Source organism: bacterium, assembly GCA_035307765.1.
Lineage (GTDB): Bacteria > Sysuimicrobiota > Sysuimicrobiia > Sysuimicrobiales > Segetimicrobiaceae > Segetimicrobium.
The window spans coordinates 39,159-61,508 of record DATGHU010000010.1 but is presented as its reverse complement, the minus strand read 5'-3'; the positions used below and the strand labels follow the sequence as shown (position 1 = coordinate 61,508).

At 69.4% G+C, this 22,350-nt stretch carries 18 protein-coding genes; 17 read left to right on the top strand and 1 reads right to left on the bottom strand.

Going from position 1 to position 22,350, the window contains the following annotated elements:
• The 13 genes from VKV57_03705 to aspS all read left to right on the top strand — a co-directional run.
• Positions 1 to 251 (top strand): IS110 family transposase (locus VKV57_03705; protein ID HLW59012.1); only part of this gene is annotated, 251 nt, incomplete at its 5' end.
• A gap of 262 nt (positions 252 to 513) precedes the next feature.
• Complete coding sequence (locus VKV57_03700; GenBank protein ID HLW59011.1) at positions 514 to 1,431, top strand: PaaX family transcriptional regulator C-terminal domain-containing protein; 918 nt, start codon at positions 514 to 516, stop codon at positions 1,429 to 1,431.
• A 190-nt stretch (positions 1,432 to 1,621) separates the two neighbouring features.
• Positions 1,622 to 2,992, top strand: a complete 1,371-nt coding sequence (secD, locus tag VKV57_03695; protein ID HLW59010.1) for a protein translocase subunit SecD — start codon at positions 1,622 to 1,624, stop codon at positions 2,990 to 2,992.
• Between the two features lie 3 nt (positions 2,993 to 2,995).
• A complete protein-coding gene (gene secF / locus VKV57_03690) occupies positions 2,996 to 4,066 on the top strand; it encodes a protein translocase subunit SecF (GenBank protein HLW59009.1) in 1,071 nt (356 codons plus the stop codon).
• Positions 4,067 to 4,075: 9 nt separating this feature from the next.
• Complete coding sequence (locus VKV57_03685) at positions 4,076 to 4,405, top strand: LapA family protein (GenBank protein HLW59008.1); 330 nt, start codon at positions 4,076 to 4,078, stop codon at positions 4,403 to 4,405.
• 62 nt (positions 4,406 to 4,467) lie between these two features.
• A complete protein-coding gene (gene recJ / locus VKV57_03680; protein HLW59007.1) occupies positions 4,468 to 7,962 on the top strand; it encodes a single-stranded-DNA-specific exonuclease RecJ in 3,495 nt (1,164 codons plus the stop codon).
• 88 nt (positions 7,963 to 8,050) lie between these two features.
• Positions 8,051 to 10,255, top strand: a complete 2,205-nt coding sequence (locus tag VKV57_03675) for a bifunctional (p)ppGpp synthetase/guanosine-3',5'-bis(diphosphate) 3'-pyrophosphohydrolase (GenBank protein HLW59006.1) — start codon at positions 8,051 to 8,053, stop codon at positions 10,253 to 10,255.
• A gap of 89 nt (positions 10,256 to 10,344) precedes the next feature.
• Positions 10,345 to 11,601: an aminotransferase class I/II-fold pyridoxal phosphate-dependent enzyme gene (locus tag VKV57_03670; protein HLW59005.1), complete on the top strand. Its 1,257-nt coding sequence runs from the start codon at positions 10,345 to 10,347 to the stop codon at positions 11,599 to 11,601.
• Entirely contained in the window at positions 11,598 to 12,791 is a 1,194-nt protein-coding gene (locus tag VKV57_03665; protein HLW59004.1) for an aminotransferase class V-fold PLP-dependent enzyme, read from the top strand. Before VKV57_03670 ends, VKV57_03665 begins: the two co-directional genes overlap by 4 nt.
• 9 nt (positions 12,792 to 12,800) lie before the next feature.
• Positions 12,801 to 13,280 carry a D-aminoacyl-tRNA deacylase gene (dtd, locus tag VKV57_03660; GenBank protein HLW59003.1) on the top strand — a complete coding sequence of 160 codons (480 nt, stop codon included), beginning with the start codon at positions 12,801 to 12,803 and terminating at the stop codon, positions 13,278 to 13,280.
• The gene (locus VKV57_03655) at positions 13,277 to 14,002 is read left to right on the top strand and encodes a hypothetical protein (GenBank protein ID HLW59002.1); all 726 of its coding nucleotides are present in this window, start codon (positions 13,277 to 13,279) and stop codon (positions 14,000 to 14,002) included. The genes dtd and VKV57_03655 overlap by 4 nt, the downstream gene beginning before the upstream one ends.
• A 60-nt stretch (positions 14,003 to 14,062) precedes the next feature.
• The gene (gene hisS / locus VKV57_03650; protein ID HLW59001.1) at positions 14,063 to 15,343 is read left to right on the top strand and encodes a histidine--tRNA ligase; all 1,281 of its coding nucleotides are present in this window, start codon (positions 14,063 to 14,065) and stop codon (positions 15,341 to 15,343) included.
• Positions 15,340 to 17,124: an aspartate--tRNA ligase gene (gene aspS / locus VKV57_03645; protein ID HLW59000.1), complete on the top strand. Its 1,785-nt coding sequence runs from the start codon at positions 15,340 to 15,342 to the stop codon at positions 17,122 to 17,124. The genes hisS and aspS overlap by 4 nt, the downstream gene beginning before the upstream one ends.
• A 224-nt stretch (positions 17,125 to 17,348) precedes the next feature.
• Here the strand turns inward: aspS and VKV57_03640 are convergent, their stop codons facing one another.
• Positions 17,349 to 18,146, bottom strand: a complete 798-nt coding sequence (locus tag VKV57_03640; protein HLW58999.1) for a hypothetical protein — start codon at positions 18,144 to 18,146, stop codon at positions 17,349 to 17,351.
• Positions 18,147 to 18,405: 259 nt separating this feature from the next.
• Here VKV57_03640 and coxB point away from each other — a divergent pair, with 259 nt between their 5' ends.
• The 4 genes from coxB to VKV57_03620 are packed head-to-tail and all read left to right on the top strand — an operon-like array spanning position 18,406 to position 22,345.
• The gene (gene coxB, locus VKV57_03635; protein ID HLW58998.1) at positions 18,406 to 19,317 is read left to right on the top strand and encodes a cytochrome c oxidase subunit II; all 912 of its coding nucleotides are present in this window, start codon (positions 18,406 to 18,408) and stop codon (positions 19,315 to 19,317) included.
• Positions 19,314 to 21,554, top strand: coding sequence for a cytochrome c oxidase subunit I (gene ctaD / locus VKV57_03630; protein HLW58997.1), 2,241 nt, complete (start codon positions 19,314 to 19,316; stop codon positions 21,552 to 21,554). The genes coxB and ctaD overlap by 4 nt, the downstream gene beginning before the upstream one ends.
• 22 nt (positions 21,555 to 21,576) lie before the next feature.
• The gene (locus VKV57_03625) at positions 21,577 to 21,831 is read left to right on the top strand and encodes a hypothetical protein (protein ID HLW58996.1); all 255 of its coding nucleotides are present in this window, start codon (positions 21,577 to 21,579) and stop codon (positions 21,829 to 21,831) included.
• Complete coding sequence (locus tag VKV57_03620) at positions 21,821 to 22,345, top strand: Rieske (2Fe-2S) protein (GenBank protein HLW58995.1); 525 nt, start codon at positions 21,821 to 21,823, stop codon at positions 22,343 to 22,345. The genes VKV57_03625 and VKV57_03620 overlap by 11 nt, the downstream gene beginning before the upstream one ends.
• Positions 22,346 to 22,350: the final 5 nt, after the last annotated feature.

Sequence of the window (22,350 nt, the reverse complement as noted above, 5' to 3'; positions counted from 1 at the left end):
TTTGGGTCGAGGCCGCGTGGAGCTACCGCCACCGCAACACGACCAGCCCCGAGCTCCGGAAGCGGCGCCAAGGTGTTCCGCCCGAAGTCCTCCGGATCGCCCGGCGGGCACAAGATCGGTTGCACCGCAAGTTCTGGCGTCTTCTGAGTCGGAGTAAGCTGAGCCAAGTCACCGCGGTCGCCGTGGCGCGGGAACTGGCGGGGTTTGTGTGGGCGATTGCTAAACAGTGCCCGCACCGGATGCCGGCGTAGGCAGGAGGGGACCTTGGTGGAGCGTTCTGGGCCTGGAGGCGAGGCAGCGGCACGAAGCATCCTCGTCGACATTATGTGGCGCCCAGGCGGACGTCTGTGCTGATCCACGTCCCTAGATGGAGGCAGCTCCCGACGAATCACAATCGTGACCCGAAGAGGAGCATCGACCATGACATGAAAGACCCGACCGTCTTGACAGGCTCGTCCATATCAGTGTCTCGGTGCCGCAAGGCGGCGTTGGGGAAGCCGCGCTAGGCCCCCGATGCAGGCCCGGTCGACGCTGTTCACGCTCTACGGCGACTACGTCCGCCACTATGGGAACACGATTTGGGTGGGCAGCATGATCGCCCTGCTGGCCGAACTGGGATTCACCTCATCGGCGGTGCGCGCGGCCGTCTCGCGCATGACCCGGCAGGGCTGGCTTGTGCCGATCAGGTACGGACGGGCCAGCTACTACTCGCTCTCCGAGCGGGGGCGCGAGCGGATCGACGAAGCGGCGCAGCGGATCTTCAAGCTGCATCCGGAACCCTGGGACGGACGCTGGCGGATCCTGGTCGTCGCCGCCCCCGGGCGGGACCGGGAGGGGCGGGAGCGCCTCCGCCGTGAGCTGACCTGGATGGGGTTTGCTCCGCTCTCCCGGGGCATCTACCTCACCCCCAACGATCTGCTCGACCGGACCGTGGCCCTGGAGGAGCGGTACGGGTTGAGCGGCGGGGTCGAGACGTTCACGGCGAGCCACGACGGGCCGACCGCCGATGACCGGCTGGCCACGCGTTACTGGGACCTGCCTGCGATCGATGCCGCGTACGGGGGATTCGTGGCGGAGTGGCAGCCGCGCCTCGACCGGTATCGGAGCGCGGGCTCGGGGGAGTCCGGCGGACCGCCCGCGGGGGATCCGCCATCCGATGCCACCTGCTTCGCGGAGAAGACTCGGCTCGTGCACGCGTTTCGGAAGTTCCTGTTCATCGACCCCGGGCTCCCGCAGGAGCTCTTGCCCGAGCGGTGGAGCGGGGGCGAGGCGCGGCGCACCTTTTCCACCTACTATCATCTGCTCAACGAGGGCGCCCTTCGGTTCTTCGAGGGGCACTACCGGCCCGCGCCGGGGCACGAGGGGGACCTCCCCGGGGGCCGCCAGACCGCCCGTCGCGACCCGTTCCGTCCGCCCCTGTCGACGGCGTAGGGTCGGTGCGGGGTTCCGCGGCCGGGAACCGACCGGGGGAGGCGTTTGGCACTCAGCGGGAGCGGGTGCGGTTGTTTGACAGCGCGCTCGGGGCGCCGATATAATGAAGCGCGGCTTTCACAGGCTTTTTTTATGTCTTCCCGCTCTCCCGCCCAGGCATGAGCGGGACCTACTGGAGGGGATCGTCTAAGTGAGACTCAGTCATCCGGTTCGGCTTCTCGGGGTCATCCTGATCGCGGTGGCGGCGTTTCTGATCACGTTCGAGCCGGTGGTGTTCCCCGGGGGACCGACCAATCCGACGTTTCAGGCCCCGCAGTTGCACCTCAACTTGGGATTGGATCTCCGCGGCGGGAGCCACATCGTGCTGCAGGCGAAGCCGACCGCCCAGACCCCGATCACCAACGACGCGATGGACGCGGTGCTCCGCGTGATCCGCAACCGCATCGACCAGTTGGGCGTGGCCGAGCCGGCGATCACGCGCCAGGGGAGGGATCGGATCGTCGCGGAGTTGCCGGGGATCGAGAACCCGCAGCGGGCGATCGAGTTGATCGGCAAGACCGCGCTCCTCGAGTTTGTCGACACGGCCACGACCTCGCTGCCCGCGGGGACCGGGTGGACGGACAACGAGACGGCGGTGGACCCGGCCACCAAGCGGATCTACAAGGTCACGAAGAAAGTGCTGATCACCGGCGCGGACCTCGTCACGGCGCAGGAGCAATTCGATCAGTTCGGCGCGCCGATCGTCGGCTTCACCCTGAAGAGCTCCGCCGCGAAGCAGTTTGAGGATTACACCACCAAGAATATCGGGAAGTATCTGACGATTGTGCTCGACAATCGCGTGATCAGCTCGCCGGTGATCAACAGCGCGATCCCCGGCGGGCGGGGGATCATCCAGGGCGGATTCACTCTGGAGTCGGCGCGAGACCTGGCGGTCCTCCTGCGCGCCGGCGCGCTCCCGGTGCCGGTCGAGGTGGTCGAGAACCGAACGGTCGGCCCGCTCTTGGGGCGTGACTCGATCGACCTGAGCATGCGCGCCGGCTACATCGCGGTCGTGATGGTGGCCCTCTTCATGGCGCTGTACTACCGGTTCCCCGGGTTGCTGGCGGATCTGGCGCTCGGCGTCTACACCCTCATCCTGTTCGCGCTGCTGACGTTGATCGGGGCCACACTCACCCTGCCGGGGATCGCCGGGTTTATCCTCTCGCTCGGGGTGGCGGTGGACGCCAACGTGATCATCTTCGAGAAGGTGAAGGAGGAGTTGCGGGGAGGGAAGACCCTTCGCGCCGCGATCGGCACGGGCTGGAGCCGGGCCATCGTCACCATTTTCGATTCGAATACCACCACGCTGATCGGAGCGGCGGTGCTGCTCTGGCTCGGCACGGGGCCGGTCCGCGGGTTCGCCGTTACCTTGATGTTGGGGATCCTGACCAGCATCTTCACCGCCATCGTCGTCACCCGGGTTTTCGTCGATCTCGCGCTCGACTCGTCGGCGGCGAAGTGGATCGAGAACATCGCCACCACGGGCCGGCGGCGGGAGACGGCGCCGGCGGCGGGAGGCTAGGCGATGGCGACGTCGGGCACCTTCAACCTGATCGGCCGGCGGCGGTGGTGGTACGCGCTGTCGCTGGCGGTGATCATCCCCGGTCTGGTCGCGCTGTACGTCCATCACGTCAACGACCATCACGCGCTGAACTGGGGGGTTGACTTCACCGGGGGCAACTCGCTCGAATTGCGGATCACGCAGCCGTTCGCCGTCGGGGACATCCGGAGCATCATGAACGGGTTTCAGCTCGGGGACGCGATCATCCAGCGGTCCGGCGACAACCAAGTGATCATCCGCACCCGCCCGCTCTCGCCGCAGCAGACCACCGCCGTGATCGAGGCGGTGACCGCCAAGTTCCCCAGCGCGAAGATGCTGCGCGTGGACACGGTCGGCCCCGAGATCGGCGCCGAACTCCGCAACGTCGCGATTTTCGGTGTGGCGATTGGATTGATCCTGCAGGTGGTGTTCATTTCCATCCGCTTCCACTCCGTTCGGTTCGCCATCGCGGCGGACATCGCGCTGCTTCACGATCTCCTGGTGGTGGTCGGCGCGTTCGCGCTGACCCAGCGGGAGGTCAACGCCAGCTTCCTCGCGGTGCTGCTCACCGTCGCCGGGTATTCGATCAACGACACGATCGTCATCTTCGACCGGATCCGCGAGAACCTGGCGATGCGGACCCGCGAGCCCTTCGAGCACTTGGTGAACCGCAGCGTGTTGGAAGCCATCGTCCGGTCCATCAACACCGCGATGACCGCGGTGCTGGCGATCGGGGCGGTCTACATCTTTGGGGGCGAGACGATCCGCGACGTCGCCTTCGGGCTGGTGGTGAGCATCATCACCGGGGGGTATTCGTCGATCTTCAACGCGAGCCCGATCCTGGTGGACTGGCGCAACTGGACCGAACGGCGGCGGGGAGCGAGGGGGGCCGAGGCCCGAACCGCGCGCGCCTCCGATCGGACCTCCGGCCTCGGCGCCGCTCAGGTCACCACCGAGGACGGCGAGGCGGTGGCTCCCGCCCCATCGGGCACCGGGTCGGGGGCGCCCGGACAGGGCGCCTCGCGGCGGCGCAAGGGCAGCCGGCGGCGACGGTAGACGGGACCGATGGGCCGGACGTTGCTCTTCCTGGTCATCCTGCTGGTGGTGGTCACGGTCTTCGCGTTGAGCAACCTCAGCACGGTCACGGTCAACTTCTGGCAGGTCACGGTCTACAGCGGTCCGCTGGCCCTGGTCATCGTTGGGGCCGGGGTGATCGGGGCGCTGCTGACCTATCTGGGGTCGTTGGGACATCACTTCCGCCTGGCGCGGCAGATCCGCACCCTGGAAGGCCGCGTCCGCGCGCACGAACCCCTTGACCCTCATCCCTCCGCGTCGTCGCTCGTCACCGCACCCCCGCCTTCGAATCCGCTGGAGGAGACCCGCAGACTGCCCTGACCCGCTCCGCGCTCCGCCGCCCTGCCGGTTCCCACGGGCGATATAATGATGCCAGGATGGCGGTGGAGAGCTGGATCGTAGAGCCGAAGGACGCGGAGGCGGCCGCGCTTGCGGCCGCGCTGGATCTCCATCCCCTGGCTGCGGCGATGCTGCGCCGGCGGGGGGTGACGACCGTCGAAGCGGCCAGGCGGTTTCTCCATCCCAGCTTGGACGATCTGTCCGATCCCCTGGCGCTCCCGGAGATGCCCGGCGCGGTTGAGCGGGTGGCGCTCGCGCTGGCGGCGGGCCAGTCCATCGCCGTTCACGGTGACTACGACGTCGACGGCATCTCCGCCACGGCGATCCTCGTGCGCGGGCTGCGGGCGCTCGGCGGCGACCCGGGATGGTATCTCCCGCATCGGTTCCAGGACGGCTACGGGCTTGGGCTGCGGGCGGTCGAGGCCCTTGCGGCCCGGGGCGCGCAGGTGCTGATCGCGGCGGACTGCGGGATCACCGCGACGGAGTCGGTGGGACGGGCGCGGGCGTTGGGATGCGACGTCCTGGTCCTTGACCACCATGTCCCCACAGCCGAGCGGCCGGAGGCGACGATCGTGGCACCGCCGCGGGGGTCCGGCACCGCTCCCTTCTGTGCCGCGGGGTTGGCGTTTGCGTTCATCCTGGCGCTCGGGCGGCATCTGGGCGCCGCCTCGCCGCTCCAGCCGGGCCTGGTCTCGCTTGCCGCCCTCGGGACGATCGCCGACGTCGTTCCCCTGCTCGATGACAACCGTCGGTTGGCCGCCGCGGGACTGGCGGAGATGCGGGCGGCACCGCTGGCCGGGATCCGCGCCCTGGCCAGCGTGGCGGGGATCGCCGATGTGGATGCGTGGCACGTGGGATGGCAGTTGGGCCCGCGCCTCAACGCGCCGGGACGGCTCGGCGATCCATCGCCGGCCCTGCGGCTGCTGCTGACCGACGACCCGCAAGAGGCACGTACCCTCGCCGATCTCCTCGACGCCACCAACCGCGAGCGGCAGGCCGTGCTCGGGCGGGTTCTCGCCGAGGCCCTCGTTCAGGCCGAGGAGGACGCCGGGGCGCCGGCGTTCGTGGTGGCGGGCGACGGGTGGCACCCGGGGGTCGTCGGACTCGTCGCCGGTCGCCTGGCGGAGCGCTACCGCCGCCCCGTGGTGGCGATCGCGCTCGATCGGGACGCCGGCCGCGGGTCCGCACGCAGCGTGGAGGGCTTCGACCTGACCGAGGCGCTCGGGGCGTGCGGGCCACACCTGCTCGCCTTTGGCGGCCACGCCATGGCGGCCGGCCTGTCGGTGACGCGGGAGGCGGTGCCGGAGTTTCGACGGGCCTTCCAAGCGCGGGCCGCCGCAGGCGCCGCGGCATGGACGATCCTCCCGCGGCTCCGCATCGACGCGGAGGTGAGGTTGTCCGAGGTCACCCCATCGTTGGTGGATGCGCTGGAACGTCTCGGGCCTTTTGGGTCGGGAAACCCCGAGCCGCTGCTGGCGTCGCGCGGGGTCCGGGCGGTCAACCGCCGGCTCGTCGGCGGCGGGCAGCACCTCAGGATGGACGTGACGGACGGAGATGCGCTCGTGGAGGCGATCGGGTTCGCGATGGCGGCGCGCGGCGAACTGCTCTTGTTCACCGAGGCTCCCATCGACCTTGCCTTTGTTCCGGAGCGGGACCGGCTGGTCCCCGGCCGGATCCGGCTCCGCGTGCAGGCCCTCGACGTGCCGGGAATGGATCCGGAATCGATCTTGACCGACACCGGAGCCCTGCTCGACCGCCTCTTCCAGCACGCCGCGGAGTACCTCGATGAGACTCGAGGCGACGGGGTCGAGGAGGCGGCGGCGCTCTACACCAAAGTCGTCGGCGTGACCTTCGACGGACGGCAGGAGGCGATCGCCGCCCTGCGCCCCGGTGACCCGTTGCAGTTGGTCAGGGAGCCGGGGAACGAGCACGACCCGCACGCCGTCCGCGTGCTGGCCCCCGATGGCCGGCAGTTGGGATACCTGCGGGCGCCGCTGGCCGGTCGTCTGTCGCCGTCCATCGACGCCGGGGCGCGATATCGAGCCACCGTTCTGACCGTGACCGGCGGCGGGGACCGGTCGCTCGGCGTCAATATCTTTCTCGAACGCGACGACCCCGACCTCGGATCCGCGGGGTGGGATGTCCGGGGGCGGCCTTCGGCGCGGGCGATCCAAGAGCGGCTCCCCGCTTCCCTGAACGGCGGGCGGCCGCTGCCGGCACCACACCGCGAGGCGCTGGCGGCGATCGCGGCCGGGAGGTCGGTCGTGCTCGCGCTCCCGCCGGGCCGGGGCTGGGCGACCGCACTCGCCGGCGCGGCGGCGTTGACCGCCCAGGACGGGCGCTGCGCGCTCCTGATCGCGCCGCTCCGCCGGCAGGTGCGCCACCGGACCGACCAGATGACCGCGCGTCTGGGCGCCATGGGATTTCGGGTGTTGTCCGTCCACGGATTCCAGGACTTCCGCGAGCGCGAACGGGTCGCGGCGGCGCTTCGGGCCGGCGGGGTGGACGTGCTTGTGGCGAGTGCCGAGGCCGTGACCGGCGGGTGGGTGGGGGGCCACGCCGAGCGGGTCTCCGCGGTCCTGATGGACGGGGTGGCGGCGGAGACGGGGGCGGTCGCGGAAATGTTCGGTGGGCGGCCCGTGCTGGCGGTGACCGCGCCCGCTCCGCGCGACACGCTGGCTCGCCTCTATCCGGGCGCGGAAGTGATTTCCGATCCGGCCCTCAGAGCGGCCCTGCGGGTGGTCGATCGCCGCAACACCCCCGGGGCCCTCGGCGTGATGGAGGAAGCCCTTAGCCGAGACGAGAAGACTCTCATTTATGCCGGCGGGAGGGCAGAGTGCGTGCGTCTGGCGCGGCACCTGCGCGAGCGCGCTCGCGATCGATCCTCGAAAGTCGGGTACCTGCACGGTGGACTTCCCGCGCGCGTTCGCCAGATTGTGGCGCATGCTTTCCAGGAGAGCCGGTTGGGAATCCTGGTGGCCACGTCGGCGCTCGATGAAGAAATGCTCCCCGCGGACGTGCGCCAGGTGATGATCGCCGCGCTTCCCCCGGACCGGGCGCGATTCTCGGAGGCGCTTGGCTCGATGGGGTTCGAGACGCGCCCGCTCGCGCTGACGGTGCTTTTCGGCACGAACGAGATTGACGCGAGGCGCCGCGAGTTGGCCGCCCGCGCCCCGGACCGGGAGATCCTGGCCGCGATCTACCGGGTGCTGCGAGGGTGGCGCGGTGACGCACCGCTCGCTTGGCCGGATGACGCGACGTGGGCGGCGCTCAGCGGTGCGCTGCCGCACCTGACCCCAGCGACGGTCGACGCGGCGGCGGTGATCTTCGAGGAGGCGGGGCTCGCGACCCGGGAGATGGTGGACGCGCGACTCGAGATGCAGCTGCTCGATGTGGGTCGGCGAGATCTCGGGGCGTCGCTGCGCTTCCGGGAGGGGATGCGCGAGCGCGAGGCGTTCGACGCATTCGCGCGCTGGGCGGTTCGCGCGACGGGGTTCGAGTTGCTCCAGGTCGCCGCCGGGGCGGCTGGCGCAGGCTAGTGGGCGGCGGTTGCGGGTTGGCGACGTGGACCGGGCGAGGCCCGGCCGCCCCTCGAACAAGCGGCCCGGGGGCGCCGGGACGGCGGCGATGAAGCGATTTCATCTCACCCGGGGCAGCACCGAGGAGAACCTTCCCCCCGATGCCGTTCAGCTGTTGGCCCGTGTCAAACAGCTGACGCCGCACGCCGATCTGGAGCTGATCCGGCGGGCCTACCTGTTCGCGCAGGAGGCCCACGCCGACCAAACCCGTGCCTCCGGTGAGCCGTACGTCAACCACAGTGTCGCCGTCGCGTCGCTCCTCGCCGACCTTCGCCTGGACGCGGTAACGATCGCGGCGGCCCTCCTGCACGACGTTCCCGAGGACACCGCGCACACGATCGAGGCGATCCGCGACAAATTCGGCCCGGAGGTCGCGGGGCTGGTGGACGGGGTGACCAAACTCGGCCGGATCGAGTGGAAGAGCCGGGAAGAGCGCCAGGCGGAGAACCTCCGCAAGATGTTCCTGGCGATGGCTAACGACATCCGGATCATCCTGATCAAGCTGGCCGACCGCGTCCACAACCTGCGCACGATCGAGTATCTCCCGGAGTGGAAGCAGAAGCGCACGGCGAACGAGACCTTGGAGATCTACGCGCCGTTGACCGAACGGCTCGGCATCGGGAGCATCAAGCGCGAGTTGGAGGACCGGGCGTTCGCGGTCCTGCAGCCGGAGGCCTACCGGGAGATCGCCGGCGAACTCGAGCGCGCCAGCCAGGAGAAGGTGGTGGTGCTGGCCAGCGTGGTGGAGACGCTCCACCGCGAGTTGAACCGCGCGGGAATCCGCGTGGACCAGAGCCGCATCACCGGACGCCCGAAGCATGTCTACAGCATCTACCAAAAGATGCAGCGGCCGAAATATCAAGGGCAAGGGGTGGGCCGGATCTACGATCGGCTGGCGATCCGGGTGGTGGTCAACGATGTCCGGGAGTGCTACGAGACCCTCGGCGTCGTGCACTCGCTGTGGACGCCGATCCCCGGCGAGGTGGACGACTACATCGCCGCCCCCAAGACCAGCGGGTACCAATCCTTGCACACCGCGGTGATCTGCGAGGGCCAGCCGCTGGAGATTCAGATCCGGACGGCGGAGATGCACCACGCCGGCGAGAACGGGATCGCCGCGCACTGGCGGTACAAGGAGGGCGGCAAGAAGGCCGATCCCGGATTCGAGCAGAAGCTTTCGTGGCTCCGACAGTTGCTGGAGTGGCACCAGGACCTTCAGGATCCCCGCGAGTTCGTCCACTCGGTCAAGATCGACCTGTTTCAGAACGAGGTGTTCGTCTTTACGCCAAAAGGCGACGTCATCGACCTCCCCGCGGGGGCGACCCCTATCGACTTCGCCTTTCGCATTCACACCGATGTCGGCTACCACACCGTGGGCGCGAAGGCGAACGGACGCTTGGTCCCGCTGAGCCACCGGCTGCAGTCCGGGGACATCGTGGAGATCTCCACCAACAAGAGCAGCGCCGGCCCGAGCCGAGACTGGCTGGCGTTCGTCCAGACCAGCAACGCCCGCACGAAGATCCGCCAGTGGTTCAAGCGGGAGCGACACGACGAAAACATTCTGCGCGGCAAGGATCTCCTGGAGAAGGAACTGCGCCGGTTCGGGAGCGTCGCCGCCCTTCGGCCGGAACGGCTCCGCGAGGCCGCCGCCGAGTTCGGGCTCCCCGACGAGGAGGAGCTTTTGGCCGCGGTGGGCAACGGCGATGTCTCGCTCCTGCAGGTGGTGCAGGCCCTGCGCGGCGAGCGGCCCGTCGTGGAGGAGGCGCCGGCGCTCCCCACGGCCGCGTCGCCGCCGTCCCAGACCGCGCACGGGATTCGGGTGCGGGGGGTCGACAACGTCTTGATGCGGTTTGGGCGGTGTTGCAGCCCCTTGCCGGGGGATCGCGTGCTCGGGTACATCACGCGCGGTCGCGGGGTGAGCATTCACCGGGCGGACTGCCCGAACATCCAGTTCCTGCGGGGGCAGCCGGAGCGGTTGGTCGAGGTGGAGTGGGAGGCCTCACCGGACGGCACCTACCAGGTGGAGGTCGAGATCGAAGCGCTCGACCGGGTCGGCCTGCTCAAGGACATCCTGGCTGCGGTGACCGAGACGAAGACGAACGTGGTCTCGGTGAACGCCCGAGTCCGGAAGGACAAGGTGGGCATCGTCAACCTCGTCGTGGACATCGGGAATGTCACGCAACTCACCGCGGTGATGCAGCGCATCGGCCGGGTGCCGGAAGTCTACAACGTCGAGCGCGTCGTGCCGCACTAGCGGTCGTGCGCACGGGGTCCCCGCACGCGGGCGACCGGGGGGCGATCCCCCGGAGGACCGCGGGGCGATTCAGGGTGGAGGAGGCGGCGATGATCGAGACGGCAGCTCGGGTAGAGGTGTTCACGGAATCGGTGATTCGGGAGATGACCCGGCTCGCCATGGAGCACGGCGGAATCAACCTCGCCCAGGGATTCCCGGATTTCCCGGCACCGAAGGAACTCCTCGACGCGGCGGCCCGGGCGCTCGCGCAGGGCTACAATCAATACGCGATCACCTGGGGAGCGCCGAACTTTCGGCAGGCGATCGCCGAGAAGGTCCGTTGGTTCAACGGGATCACCGCGGATCCGGAACGCCACATCACGGTGACCTGCGGGGCGACGGAGGCGATGATGGCGACGCTCCTGGCCACGGTCAACCCCGGCGAGGAGGTGGTCGTCTTCGAGCCGTTCTACGAGAACTACGGCCCGGACACCAAACTGTCGGGCGCGGTGCCGCGGTTCGTTCAACTGCGGCTGGAGCCGGGGTTCCCGTTTGACCCGGCACAACTCCGGGACGCGATCACTCCCCGCACCAAGGCGATCATCATCAACACCCCGCACAACCCCACCGGGAAAGTCTTCAGCCGGGCCGAGCTGGAGATCATCGCCGAGCTCTGCCGGACACATAACCTGTTGGCGATCACCGATGAGGTGTACGAGCACATCCGCTACGACGGGCAGCCGCATCTCAGCGTGGCGACCCTCCCGGGGATGGCCGAGCGCACCGTCATCGTGAACAGCATGTCGAAGAGTTACAGCGTCACCGGGTGGCGCGTGGGGTGGACGATCGCTCCCGGCCCGATCGCGGACGTGATCCGGAAGGTGCACGACTTCCTCACCGTTGGGGCGGCGGCCCCGCTGCAGGAGGCCGGGGTCACCGCGCTGCGGCTGCCGCGGGAGTACTACGACAACCTGTCGGTGATGTATCAGCGCAAGCGCGACACGCTCCTGGGGATCCTCCAAGACGCCGGGTTCCGGTGCCTCGTGCCCTCGGGGGCCTACTACATCATCTGCGACATCACGCCGTTTGGGTTCGACGACGACTACCAATTTACGATGCACCTGATCAAGGAGGTGGGGGTGGCCCCCGTGCCGGGGTCCTCCTTCTTCCACGATCCCGCACTGGGGCGGCACTACGTCCGCTTCGCGTTCCCGAAGCGCGAGGAGACCTTCGATGAGGTTCGATCCCGGCTGCGGCGCCTGCGCCCCCGCGCCCGGATCACCGCCGTGCCGGCGGGGCAGCCCGCCGCCGAGCCGGCCCGGGCGCCGCGTCCGGAATCGGGGCGCAAGGGGCGGTCGGGCCGGTGACCCAGGTGGTCCCGGAACCTTCCCCGGCGCGCGGCGGGGCGATCGCCGAGGAGGCCCCGTCGTGGGGGGCCTATCGGGATGAGTTCCCGATCTTTCGCGAGGCCACGTACCTCAATTCGTGCTCGCTCGGCGCGCTCGGGATGAGGGTGCGGCACGCCGTCGAGCGGTGCCTCGACCTCTGGGCGTCGATGGGCGCCTCCGCCTGGTACGGACCCTGGTGGAAGGAGCTGGACGACCTGCGCGGCTCGGTCGCCCGCCTCATCGGCGCCGGGGCGGAAGACGTGGCGTTGTTCCCGTCAATTACGGGAGCGGTATCGGCGGTGGCGAGTTGTTTCGACTATCGCACGCGCCCGCGGGTCGTGGTCGCGGACATCGATTTCCCCACCGTCCCCTATCAGTGGCTGGCCAAACACGCCGCCGGGGTGGAGGTGACTTTCGTCCACAGCCCGGACGGCCTTACGGTGCCGCTGGAGCGCTTCGAGCGCGCGATCGACGAGCGGACGCAGCTGGTGGCCACCTCGCACGTCTATTTTCAGAGCGGGGCAATCCAGGACGTGGCCGCCCTGGCGCGAATGGCGCACCGCCACGGCGCCCTCCTGCTGGTCGACGCCTATCAGTCGATCGGTCAACTGCCGTTCGACGTGCGCGCCGCCGGGGTGGACTTTCTCGTGACGGGCGGGCTGAAGTGGCTCCTTGGGGGTCCGGGGATCGCGTACCTTTATGCACGCCGCGACCTGCAGGCGTCGCTGCGCCCCGGCGTGGTGGGGTGGTTTGCCCACCGCGATCAGTTCGCGTTCGATATCACCCACTTTGCGTACGCGGATGGGGCCCGCCGGCTTGAAGGGGGCACCCCCGCGATCGCGGCCGTCCACGCCGGCCGGGCGGGGCTGGAGTACGTCCACGAAGTATCCCCGACCCGACTGCGCGCGCGCCAGATGGAATTGACCGCGGCCCTGGTCGAAGCGGTGCGGGGCATCGGGCTGGAGCCGCGCCTGGTTGGCGATGTCGCCGCGCACGCTGGCATCATCACCGTCCCCGTCCCCGATCCTCCCGCGACGGTCGCGGCGCTGGCGCGGGAGCACATCATCGTCGATCAGCGGCCCGGAGTCGTGCGCCTATCGCCGTACTTCTACAACACCGTCGAGGACATCGAACGGACCGCGGCCGCGCTGCGGCGGCACGCGCGCTAAGCCCGGCCGATGCGAGCTCTCCTGCAGCGGGTGCGCCGCGCCGACGTGCGCGTGCGCGGCACCTCTCCCACCGAAGCGGCGGACGATCCCGGGGAGCTGGTCGGTCAGATCGGGCCCGGGCTGGTGGTGCTGCTCGGGGTGGGGGTGGAGGATACCCTCGAGGCGGCACGGCATCTCGCGCGGCGGGTGGCACACCTCCGCATCTTTGAGGACGAGGCCGGCCGACTCAACCGGTCGGCGCTCGAGGTTGGCGGGGAGATCCTCAGCATCTCCCAGTTTACCTTGTACGCCGATACGAGCGGCGGCCGGCGGCCGGGCTTCTCGAGAGCCGCCCCACCGGAGACCGCGGAGCCGCTGTACCTCGAGTTCAACCGCGCGCTTGAGGCAACGGGCCTGCGCGTCGTGCCGGGCCGGTTTCGGACCCACATGACCGTGGCGATTCACAACGACGGACCGGTCACCCTCATGCTGGACAGCCGGGAGCGATGAAGCCGCGCACGGAGGTTTTGGAACTCGCCGCCTGCGGGGCCGCCGCGGGCGCGGTGGGGGCGTGGGGGTTGGCCGCCGCGGCCCGCGTCGGGTGGCTTCGGGTGCTGCTGGACCTGTTCCCGCGGGCGAGCTGGGACGCGGTGACCTGGGGGATGATCCCGGCCGTGCTCCTCGCGCCGCTGATCCTCCAGGGGATGGTCGTCGCCGCGCTCGGTGCGGCGCGCCCGATCCCCGCGGGGCGTGGGGTTGCCGGCAGCGTCGGGGGAACGCTGCTCTTCGTGTTCACCGCCGGGGCGGTGTTTGCGGGAGCGGAGCGATACCTGCCGGCCTCGGTGATTGGAAAGCTGGCGCGGGCGCTTCCGCCGTCGACGATGCTGCTCGGCGGGCTGCTGGTGCTCGCGGGGTGGCTCCTCGCCGCCGGCCGTGCGCTGGGGAGCCTGTGGCTGCGCCGCGCGGCGGTGCCGCTCGCCATTTTGGCGGGGGCCGCGGCGTGGATGCGCGCCCGTGGATGGGTGCTGGCCGCGGCGAACGTTCTGGATCGTGCCGAGGCGGTGGTCTTCTTCACCGCGGTGGTGGTGGGTGGCACGCTCGGATCGGTCTGGGCCACACGCCGGGACGCGCGGGATTTGACAGCGCCGAAGAACGGCCGGTACAATGTGCGCAACCTGCCCGACTCGATCGAGCCGGGCGACAGCGGGGAAGGGCGGTCCCGTCGACGGTGAGCAGGTAGTCCTCACCGCGAACGGGTTTTTTGTCGGGATTTCCACAGGAGGAGACCCAGGATGGTCGTGAAGGCGCCGCGGGGGATGCAGGACATCTTGCCCGCAGACGTTGGCCGGTGGCGTCGTGTCGAGGCCGGGATGCGAGATCTTGCTCGCCGGTACGGCTACCGCGAGATCCGGACGCCCGTTGTCGAGCACGCCGAGGTGTTCCAGCGCGGGATCGGCAGCGGGACCGACATTGTGGACAAGGAGATGTACACGTTCCTCGACCGGGGCGGGCGGACCCTGGCCCTCCGCGCGGAGGGCACCGCGCCGGTGATGCGGGCGTTTCTTGAGCACAACCTCGGCGCCGCCGGGTTGCCCGTTAAGGTCTACTACATCTGCCCGATCTTCCGCTACGATCGGCCGCAGGCGGGGCGGTACCGGCAGCACACGCAGTTCGGCGCTGAGGTGCTCGGGAGTTCCGACCCCGCCGCGGACGCGGAAGTGTTGAGCCTCGGCGTGCGCCTGGTGGAGTCGTTTGGGGTGGCGGACGTCGAGGTCCATCTCAACAGCGTCGGAGACGCCGTGTGTCGGCCCCATTACGTCCAGGTGCTGAGGGACTACTTTCGCCCGCACCTCGCCGAGATGTGCGAGGATTGTCAGCGGCGCTTCGAAACCAATCCGCTGCGCCTCCTGGATTGCAAGCGGGACGAGCAGATCGTCCGCGGCGCTCCGCCGATCCTCTCGTACCTCTGCAACGACTGCCGGGTTCACTTTGAGGGGGTGCAGGCGCACCTGGGAGCGATCGGGATCCGCTACGCGCTCGATGCGCGCATCGTTCGAGGGCTCGACTACTACACCCGGACCGCGGCCGAGGTCTACTCGGGCAGGCTGGGGGCGCAGAGTGCCGTCTTCGGGGGCGGGCGGTACGACGGGCTTGCCGAACAGCTCGGCGGGCCGCCCACCCCGGGCGTCGGGTTCGGGTTGGGGGTCGAACGACTGCTGCTCGCGCTCGACGAGGAACGGGGCCTCCCCGCGGAGCCACCCCCGGTGGACGCCTACATCGCCACGGCCGGCGCGGAGACGGCGCGCGCGCTCGCGCTGGCGGATCGGCTCCGTGCGAGCGGCCTCGCCGTGGACACCGATGTGATGGCGCGCGGGCTGCGGGCCCAGATGAAACAGGCGGACCGTCTGGAGGCGACCTTCGCCGTGGTGCTGGGGGAGGAGGAGCTCCGGCGGGGGGTGGCTGGCGTCCGCGAGATGGGAACGGGGGCCCAAGACGAGGTCGCGCTGGAGGCGCTGTCCGAGGTGCTGGCGGCGCGGGTGCGGGCCCGGGTGGTCGGAAAGGGATCCGGATGAGTCACGAGCTCGGCGACTGGCGGCGGACCCACACCAACGGCGGTCTCCGCCGGGCCGATGTGGGCCGGCTGGTCACGCTGATGGGATGGGTGCAGACCCGGCGCGACCTCGGCGGGCTGATCTTTATCGACCTCCGCGATCGCGAGGGGATCACGCAGGTCGTCTGCAACCCCCAGGAGGCCCCGGAGGCCGCCGCGGTGGCCGCCCAGGTCCGCAGCGAGTACGTGCTCGCCGTGCGGGGGATCGTGGGCGACCGCCCCGCCGGGACCGCCAACCCCAAACTCGCCACCGGTGAGGTGGAGGTGCGGGTCCGCGATCTCCGCGTGCTCAACATGGCGGAGACGCCGCCCTTTCCGATCGCCGACGCGGTCGGGGTCGACGAATCCGTCCGCCTAAAGTACCGGTACCTCGATCTGCGGCGGCCGGCGATGTACCGGCATCTGGCGCTCCGCCACCGCCTGGCAAAGGCCGTGCGCGATCATCTCAGCGCGGAGGGATTCCTGGAGATCGAGACGCCGATGCTGATCAAGAGCACCCCGGAGGGGGCGCGGGATTTTCTCGTGCCCAGCCGCCTGCACCCGGGCAAATTTTACGTGCTCCCCCAATCCCCGCAAATCTTCAAGCAGCTGCTGATGGTCGCCGGGGTGGAGCGGTACTTTCAGATCGTGCGGTGCTTCCGCGACGAAGACGGCCGCGCCGACCGCCAGCCGGAGTTCACCCAGATCGACATCGAGATGTCGTTTGTCGGGGTCGATGATGTGATCCAACTCGCCGAGGCGGTGGTTGCGGCGGCGGTGCGGGACGCGGTCGACGTCGATGTCCGGCACCCGTTTCCCCGGATGACCTACGCCGAGGCGATGGATCGATACGGGAGCGACAAGCCGGACGTTCGATTCGGCATGGAGATCGTCGATTGCTCCGATCTCTTCCGCCACAGCGAATTTCAGGTCTTCGCCAGGGCGGTCGGCGCAGGCGGGGCGGTCCGGGGGATCCGCGTGCCGGGAGCGGCCGGCTACAGCCGGCGGGAAGTACAGCAATTGGAAGAGGTGGCGAAGGGCGCCGGCGCGCCGGGGCTCGTTCCCGTCCACCTGGATGGGGAAGGGGCCCGGGGGCCGGTGGCACGTTTCCTCGACCCGTCACAGTTGGCGGCGCTCCGCGAACGGCTGGCGGCGACGCCCGGGGATCTCCTGCTGCTCGTGGCCGACGCTCCCCGCCAGGCGAGCCTGGCCTTGGGGCGGCTGCGGCTCGAGCTCGGCCGGCGGTTGGGGCTCTTGACCGACCGACTGGCGTTTGTGTGGGTGGTGGAGTTCCCGTTGCTGGAGCACGGGCAGGACGCCGACCGTTTGGTCGCGGTGCACCACCCGTTCACGGCGCCGCTGGACGAGGATCTGCCGCTGCTGGACCGCGATCCGCTCCGTGCGCGGGCCAAAGCCTACGATCTGGTGCTGAACGGGGTGGAGCTCGGCGGGGGAAGCATTCGGATCCACCGACAGGAACTCCAGGCCCGGCTGTTTCAAGTCCTGGGGATTTCCGACGCGGCGGCGCGGGAGCGCTTCGGGTTTCTGCTGGATGCGTTTCAGTATGGAGCGCCCCCGCACGGCGGGATCGCGGTGGGGCTCGATCGGATCGTGATGCTGCTCGCCGGCCAGGAAACGATCCGCGAGGTGATCGCCTTCCCCAAGACCCAGAGCGCGGCGGATCTGATGACCGGGGCGCCGTCACCGGTCGAGGTGGAGGCGCTGGACGAGGCGCACATCCGGTTGAAGATGCCCCCGGCGTGATGCTATCATCGAAGCGGCTCCGGCGGTGCGCGCGAGCCTTGTAGCTCCGATCCAACAGGTCCACATTGGGAGCCCGGACTCCGGACGGGGACGGCACAGCCCCGGTTGGCTCTGCGGCCGCGGAGGCCGACAGAGGGGGATAGCCGGAACCACTCGGGAGGGCACCCACTTGATGCCTCGGGTTCGGGAGCTGCGGGCCGCGGCACCGCGGGAGCCCGAATGGTTCACCGCGGCCGCTCCACCCCGACCCAAAGTCCTTCATCCCAACGGTGCCGGATCCTGAGCCGCACGCGGCGGCCGCGCTCTACCCGCGTCGGCACGATCCAGTGCAGCAGCTCGTCCCCCCGGGTCCCGAGCCGCGGCAGAATCCGTCCGTCCGACACCTCCTCGTAGCTGTACAGCCGGACCGCGTTCGCGACCCCCGTGGCCAGCGGGGTCAGCGAGACCGTGCGATTGACCGGGTCGATCTTCCTCTGGAAGTCCGTGACGCAGGCGAGGACCGGCAGCGACATTTCCGCGGTGGCCCACGGCTCGCCGAACGAGGAGGCGGTGGACCCGGGGGCAACCTGCGTGGGGAGTCCGGAACGGTGGCCCATCCGGACGAGCTGCACGATGTGATGCGCGCGCGCCGGGATCACCGCCGCCCGCGGGGATCGGCGGAGCACCCTGGCGAGCGCGGCGACCATCGGCCACGCGGTCAGCCATGACGACCACATCTCACAGACGATCACCTCCGGCGGGTCCGCCGGCAGGCGGCCACGGAGCACGCTTCGCGGCAGCGGTACGAAGTTCGGGAACGTCCTGCGGAGACGCTTCAGGTACGGGTAGATGGTGCGGTCGATCTCAAACCCGTAGACGCGCCGCGCGCCGGCGGCGAGGGCATAATACGACATCGGGCCGATGCCCGCGCCAAGATCGTAAACGGTTCGACCGGGGACCGTGCGGGCGATCGCCGTCCGGTACGCGGCGTTGCGGTCGAAGTCGTTGAGCATGTCCCAATGGAATCCCACATCCGGCGGCATCGGTCGGGCCCCCTCATGACGTTCCACCCCTAGTTCACACCCGATCCGAGTCTATACCTCTTCGGGCGTCCCCGGCGGTCCCGGGGAGAGATAGTCTCTCTCAGGCGGTCAAGCCGCAAGGGAGGCATGATCTTCTCCCCGAAAGTGGCACCTCTTGCCATGTCTTATTCGACAGCCACTTTGACATAAAAGGGAGGCGGGACCGCGCATCGAAACAAAGGCTAGCGCGGTGCCCGTGCGCGCATGGAAAGGTCCGCCGGTGCCGATCGGTCCCCTCCCGAACCCCGCGTCTCCCCAGGCTCAGGCGACCTGGAACCTGTTCGTCTTCGTGCTGGCGCTTGGAGGCGCCGTGTTCTTGCTCATCGCCGGGCTGATCGTCGTGGCGGTCGTCCGGTTTCGCGACCGCCCGGGGCGTGCGGAACCGCGACAGGGTCCCGCGTCGCCGAGGGCGGAGATCGCCTGGGTCGTCGGCGCCGGCATCCTGCTCCTCGCGATCTTCGTGGCGACGGTCATCACGATGCGGATCGTCGATCCGCCGGCCGGACGGCGCATCCCGGATCTCGTGGTCACCGGGCACCAGTGGTGGTGGGAGGTGAGCTACCCCGGTCAGGGGATCGTGACCGCGAACGAGATCCACATCCCGACCGATCGGGCGGTGCTCGTCCACCTCATCTCGGCCGACGTCATCCACGATTTTTGGATCCCGCAACTCGCGCGCAAAATGGACCTCACCCCGGGCTATCCCACCGACATCTGGCTCCAGGCCGATAGGCCCGGCGTGTACCTGGGCGCCTGCGCCGAGTTTTGCGGCGCCCAGCACGCCTGGATGCGAATTCGGGTGATCGCCGAACCGGCCGCGGCGTTCGCGGCTTGGGTGCAGCAGCAGCGCCAACCCCCGCCGCCCCCGCCGGGTCCGGAGGCGGCCGTGGGCGTGCAGCTCTACCAAGAAGACACCTGCGGCCGCTGCCACGGGACCGGGATCGGCCCCGATCTCAGCCACGTCGCCAGCCGCCAGACGCTGGCCGCGGGGCTGCTGGAAAACACCCCCGCCGACCTGGCCCGGTGGCTCGCCGATCCGCAGTCGGTCAAGTCCGGGAGCCTGATGCCCAATTTCCACCTCAGCGCCGCCGACGTGCGGGCGCTGGTCGCCTACCTGGAGACCCTGAGATGAGCGAAGGCTCCGCGGCCTTTGCGGGCGCGGTTTCTCCTCCCGCGGCGGCGGAGGGCGCGGGGCTCTACCGGTGGATCGCCTCCCTCGATCACAAGCAGATCGGCATCATGTATTTGATCAGCACGTTCGTGTTCTTCGTCGTCGGCGGCATCGAAGCGCTCTTGATTCGCACCCAGCTCGCCGTCCCCAACAACACGATGCTCGGCCCGCAGGCGTACAATCAACTCTTCACCATGCACGGGACCACGATGATCTTCCTCGTGGTGATGCCGATGCTGATCGGGCTGGCGACGTATCTCGTCCCGCTCCAGATCGGCGCGCGCGACATCGCCTACCCGCGCATGAACGCGCTGAGCCTCTGGCTGCTGGTGTTCGGCGGGCTGCTGCTCTACTACAGTTTCCTGGCGGGAGGGGCTCCCGACGCCGGGTGGTTCAGCTACGCACCGCTCAGCGAGAAACCCTACGCGACGACGACGGGGGTGGACTACTGGGCGCTGGGGTTGCTGGCGACCGGCATCGGCACCGTTGCCGCCTCGATCAACCTCATCGTCACGATCCTGACGCTCCGCGCCCCCGGCATGTCCATGACCCGGCTGCCGCTGTTCACATGGATGGTGCTCGTCAACTCCATCCTGATCCTGTGCGCCCTGCCGGTGCTGAACGCGTCGCTCGTGATGCTCCTGATCGATCGGCTGCTCAACGCACACTTCTTCGCCCCCCAAACGGGAGGATCGGCGGTCCTCTGGCAGCACTACTTTTGGGCGTTCGGCCACCCCGAGGTCTACATCATGGTCCTCCCCGCCTTCGGGATCATTTCCGAAGTCATCCCCGTCTTCTCGCGCAAGTCCATCTACGGCTACGAGTTCGTGGCCGCCTCGACCGCGGCGATCGCGTTTCTCAGCCTGACGGTGTGGGCGCACCACATGTTCGCGGTGGGACTGGGGCGGTCGGCCGACCTCTTTTTCGCCGTGGCCAGCATGCTGATCGCGATCCCGACGGGGATCAAAGTGCTGAACTGGTGCGCGACGATGTGGGGCGGGGCGATTCGGTTGACGACCGCGATGTTGTTTGCACTGGCCTTCCTCGCCATGTTCACGATCGGGGGGATCACCGGCGTGAGCTTCACCGCCGTGCCGATCGATTGGCAGGTCGAGGACACCTACTACGTGGTGGCCCACATGCACTACGTGCTCTTTGGCGGCACCGCGTTCGCGATGTTCGCGGGAGTGTACTACTGGTTTCCGAAGATGACCGGTCGGATGCTGTGGGAGTCGTGGGGAAAGTGGCACTTCTGGCTGACGTTTGTGGGGTTCAACGTGACCTTCATGATCCAGCACCTCCTGGGGTTGATGGGGATGCCCCGGCGGGTGTTCACGTACCCCGCGCTCCCGTACTGGGGAACGTTCAACATGATCTCGACGGTCGGGGCCTATCTCCTGGCGTTCTCGGTGCTGGTGTTCCTCTGGAACGTCGCCGCCAGCCTGCGATCCGGGCGGCCCGCCGGCGAGAATCCGTGGCACGCCTGGACCTTGGAGTGGGCAACACCGTCACCGCCCCCCGAGCACAACTTCGATCTGGTGCCGCCGGTGCGGGGCCGACGTCCGTTGTGGGACCTGGAGCATCCCGACCGAGCGGCCCCGGCCCGGGGAGGCGGGTCGCAGCGAGCGGCCGGCCGCACGGCGATCCCCGCCCCCCGACTCGGGATGCTGCTCTTCATTGGGACCGAGGGCGTGTTCTTCCTGATGCTGATCCTGGCCTACGTGTACTACCACGCGGCGGCGCACACGGGCGTCGTGGCGGCGCGCGTGCTCGCGCCGGGTCGCGCCGCCGTGAACACGCTGTGCCTGATCGGGAGCAGCGTGACGCTCTACTGGGGGGGAAAGAGCCTGGAACGCCGCCGTCCCGCCGCCCTCGCCGGGTGGCTGGCCGTGACGATCGCCCTCGGCGCCTTGTTCCTGGTCGGTCAGGGGCGGGAGTGGCTCGCGCTCGTCCACGCGAACGTGACGGTGAGCCGGGACCTGTTCGGGACGACGTTCTTCACGCTGACCGGCTTTCACGGGCTGCATGTCCTCGTCGGGTTGATCCTGCTTGCCGTATTGTTCACCCTGGCGGCCGTCGGGCAGTTCCCCGGGCCGAGATCCGCGGGGGTGGAAGTGGTGACCCTCTACTGGCACTTCGTCGATGCGGTTTGGATCGTGATCTACGGCCTGATCTATCTCTGGGCGCTGGTCGGATGACCGCAACGGCGGAGGGGTGACCATGGCGGATGATCGCACCGTGCGCGGGGGGCTCCCGCAGGGCGCCCCCTCCCCGGCGCCGCCGGGGCGCGAGGGGTGGACCGCGGCGAAGCCGGAACGGCTCCCCAGCCGGACGCTGGTGCCGATCTGGGCGGCGCTGGGGATCGTCCTGCTCCTCTGGGGTGTCGTCACCGCGTACCTGGTCGCTGGCGCCGGGGCGGTCCTCCTGGGCGTGGCCGCACTCGGATGGATCGGGGAGCTGCGCCGTGAACGGTAACCGTCCCGCCTCCCCACCGGCGGAGTCGGCCGCGCCCCCGGGCCGGCGCGAGGCCCTGACCCGGGTGAGCGTGGCCCTCGGCGCGCTCGGCGCCGCGATCGTCGCCGTGCCGATCGTCGGGTTCCTGCTCGCGCCGCTGTTCGAGCGGCAGGTTCAGGTGTGGCGGCCGGTCGGCGCGGCGGACGGGTTCCGAATCGGAGAGACGGTCAAGGTCGACTTTCCCGATTCCTCGCCGCTGCCGTGGGCGGGGATCGTCGCGCAGACCGCGGCGTGGCTGCGGCGGGAGTCGGAGGACCACTTCGTCGCATTTTCGGTGCACTGCACCCACCTGGGGTGCCCGGTGCGGTGGCTTCCCGGTGCCGACCTGTTCATGTGCCCGTGTCACGGCGGCGTGTACTACAAGGACGGCACGGTCGCCGCCGGCCCCCCACCGAAGCCGCTGTCGCAGTACCCGGTGCGGGTGCGCAACGGACAGGTCGAGATCCAGACGAGCCCGATTCCGATCACGACGTGATGCGG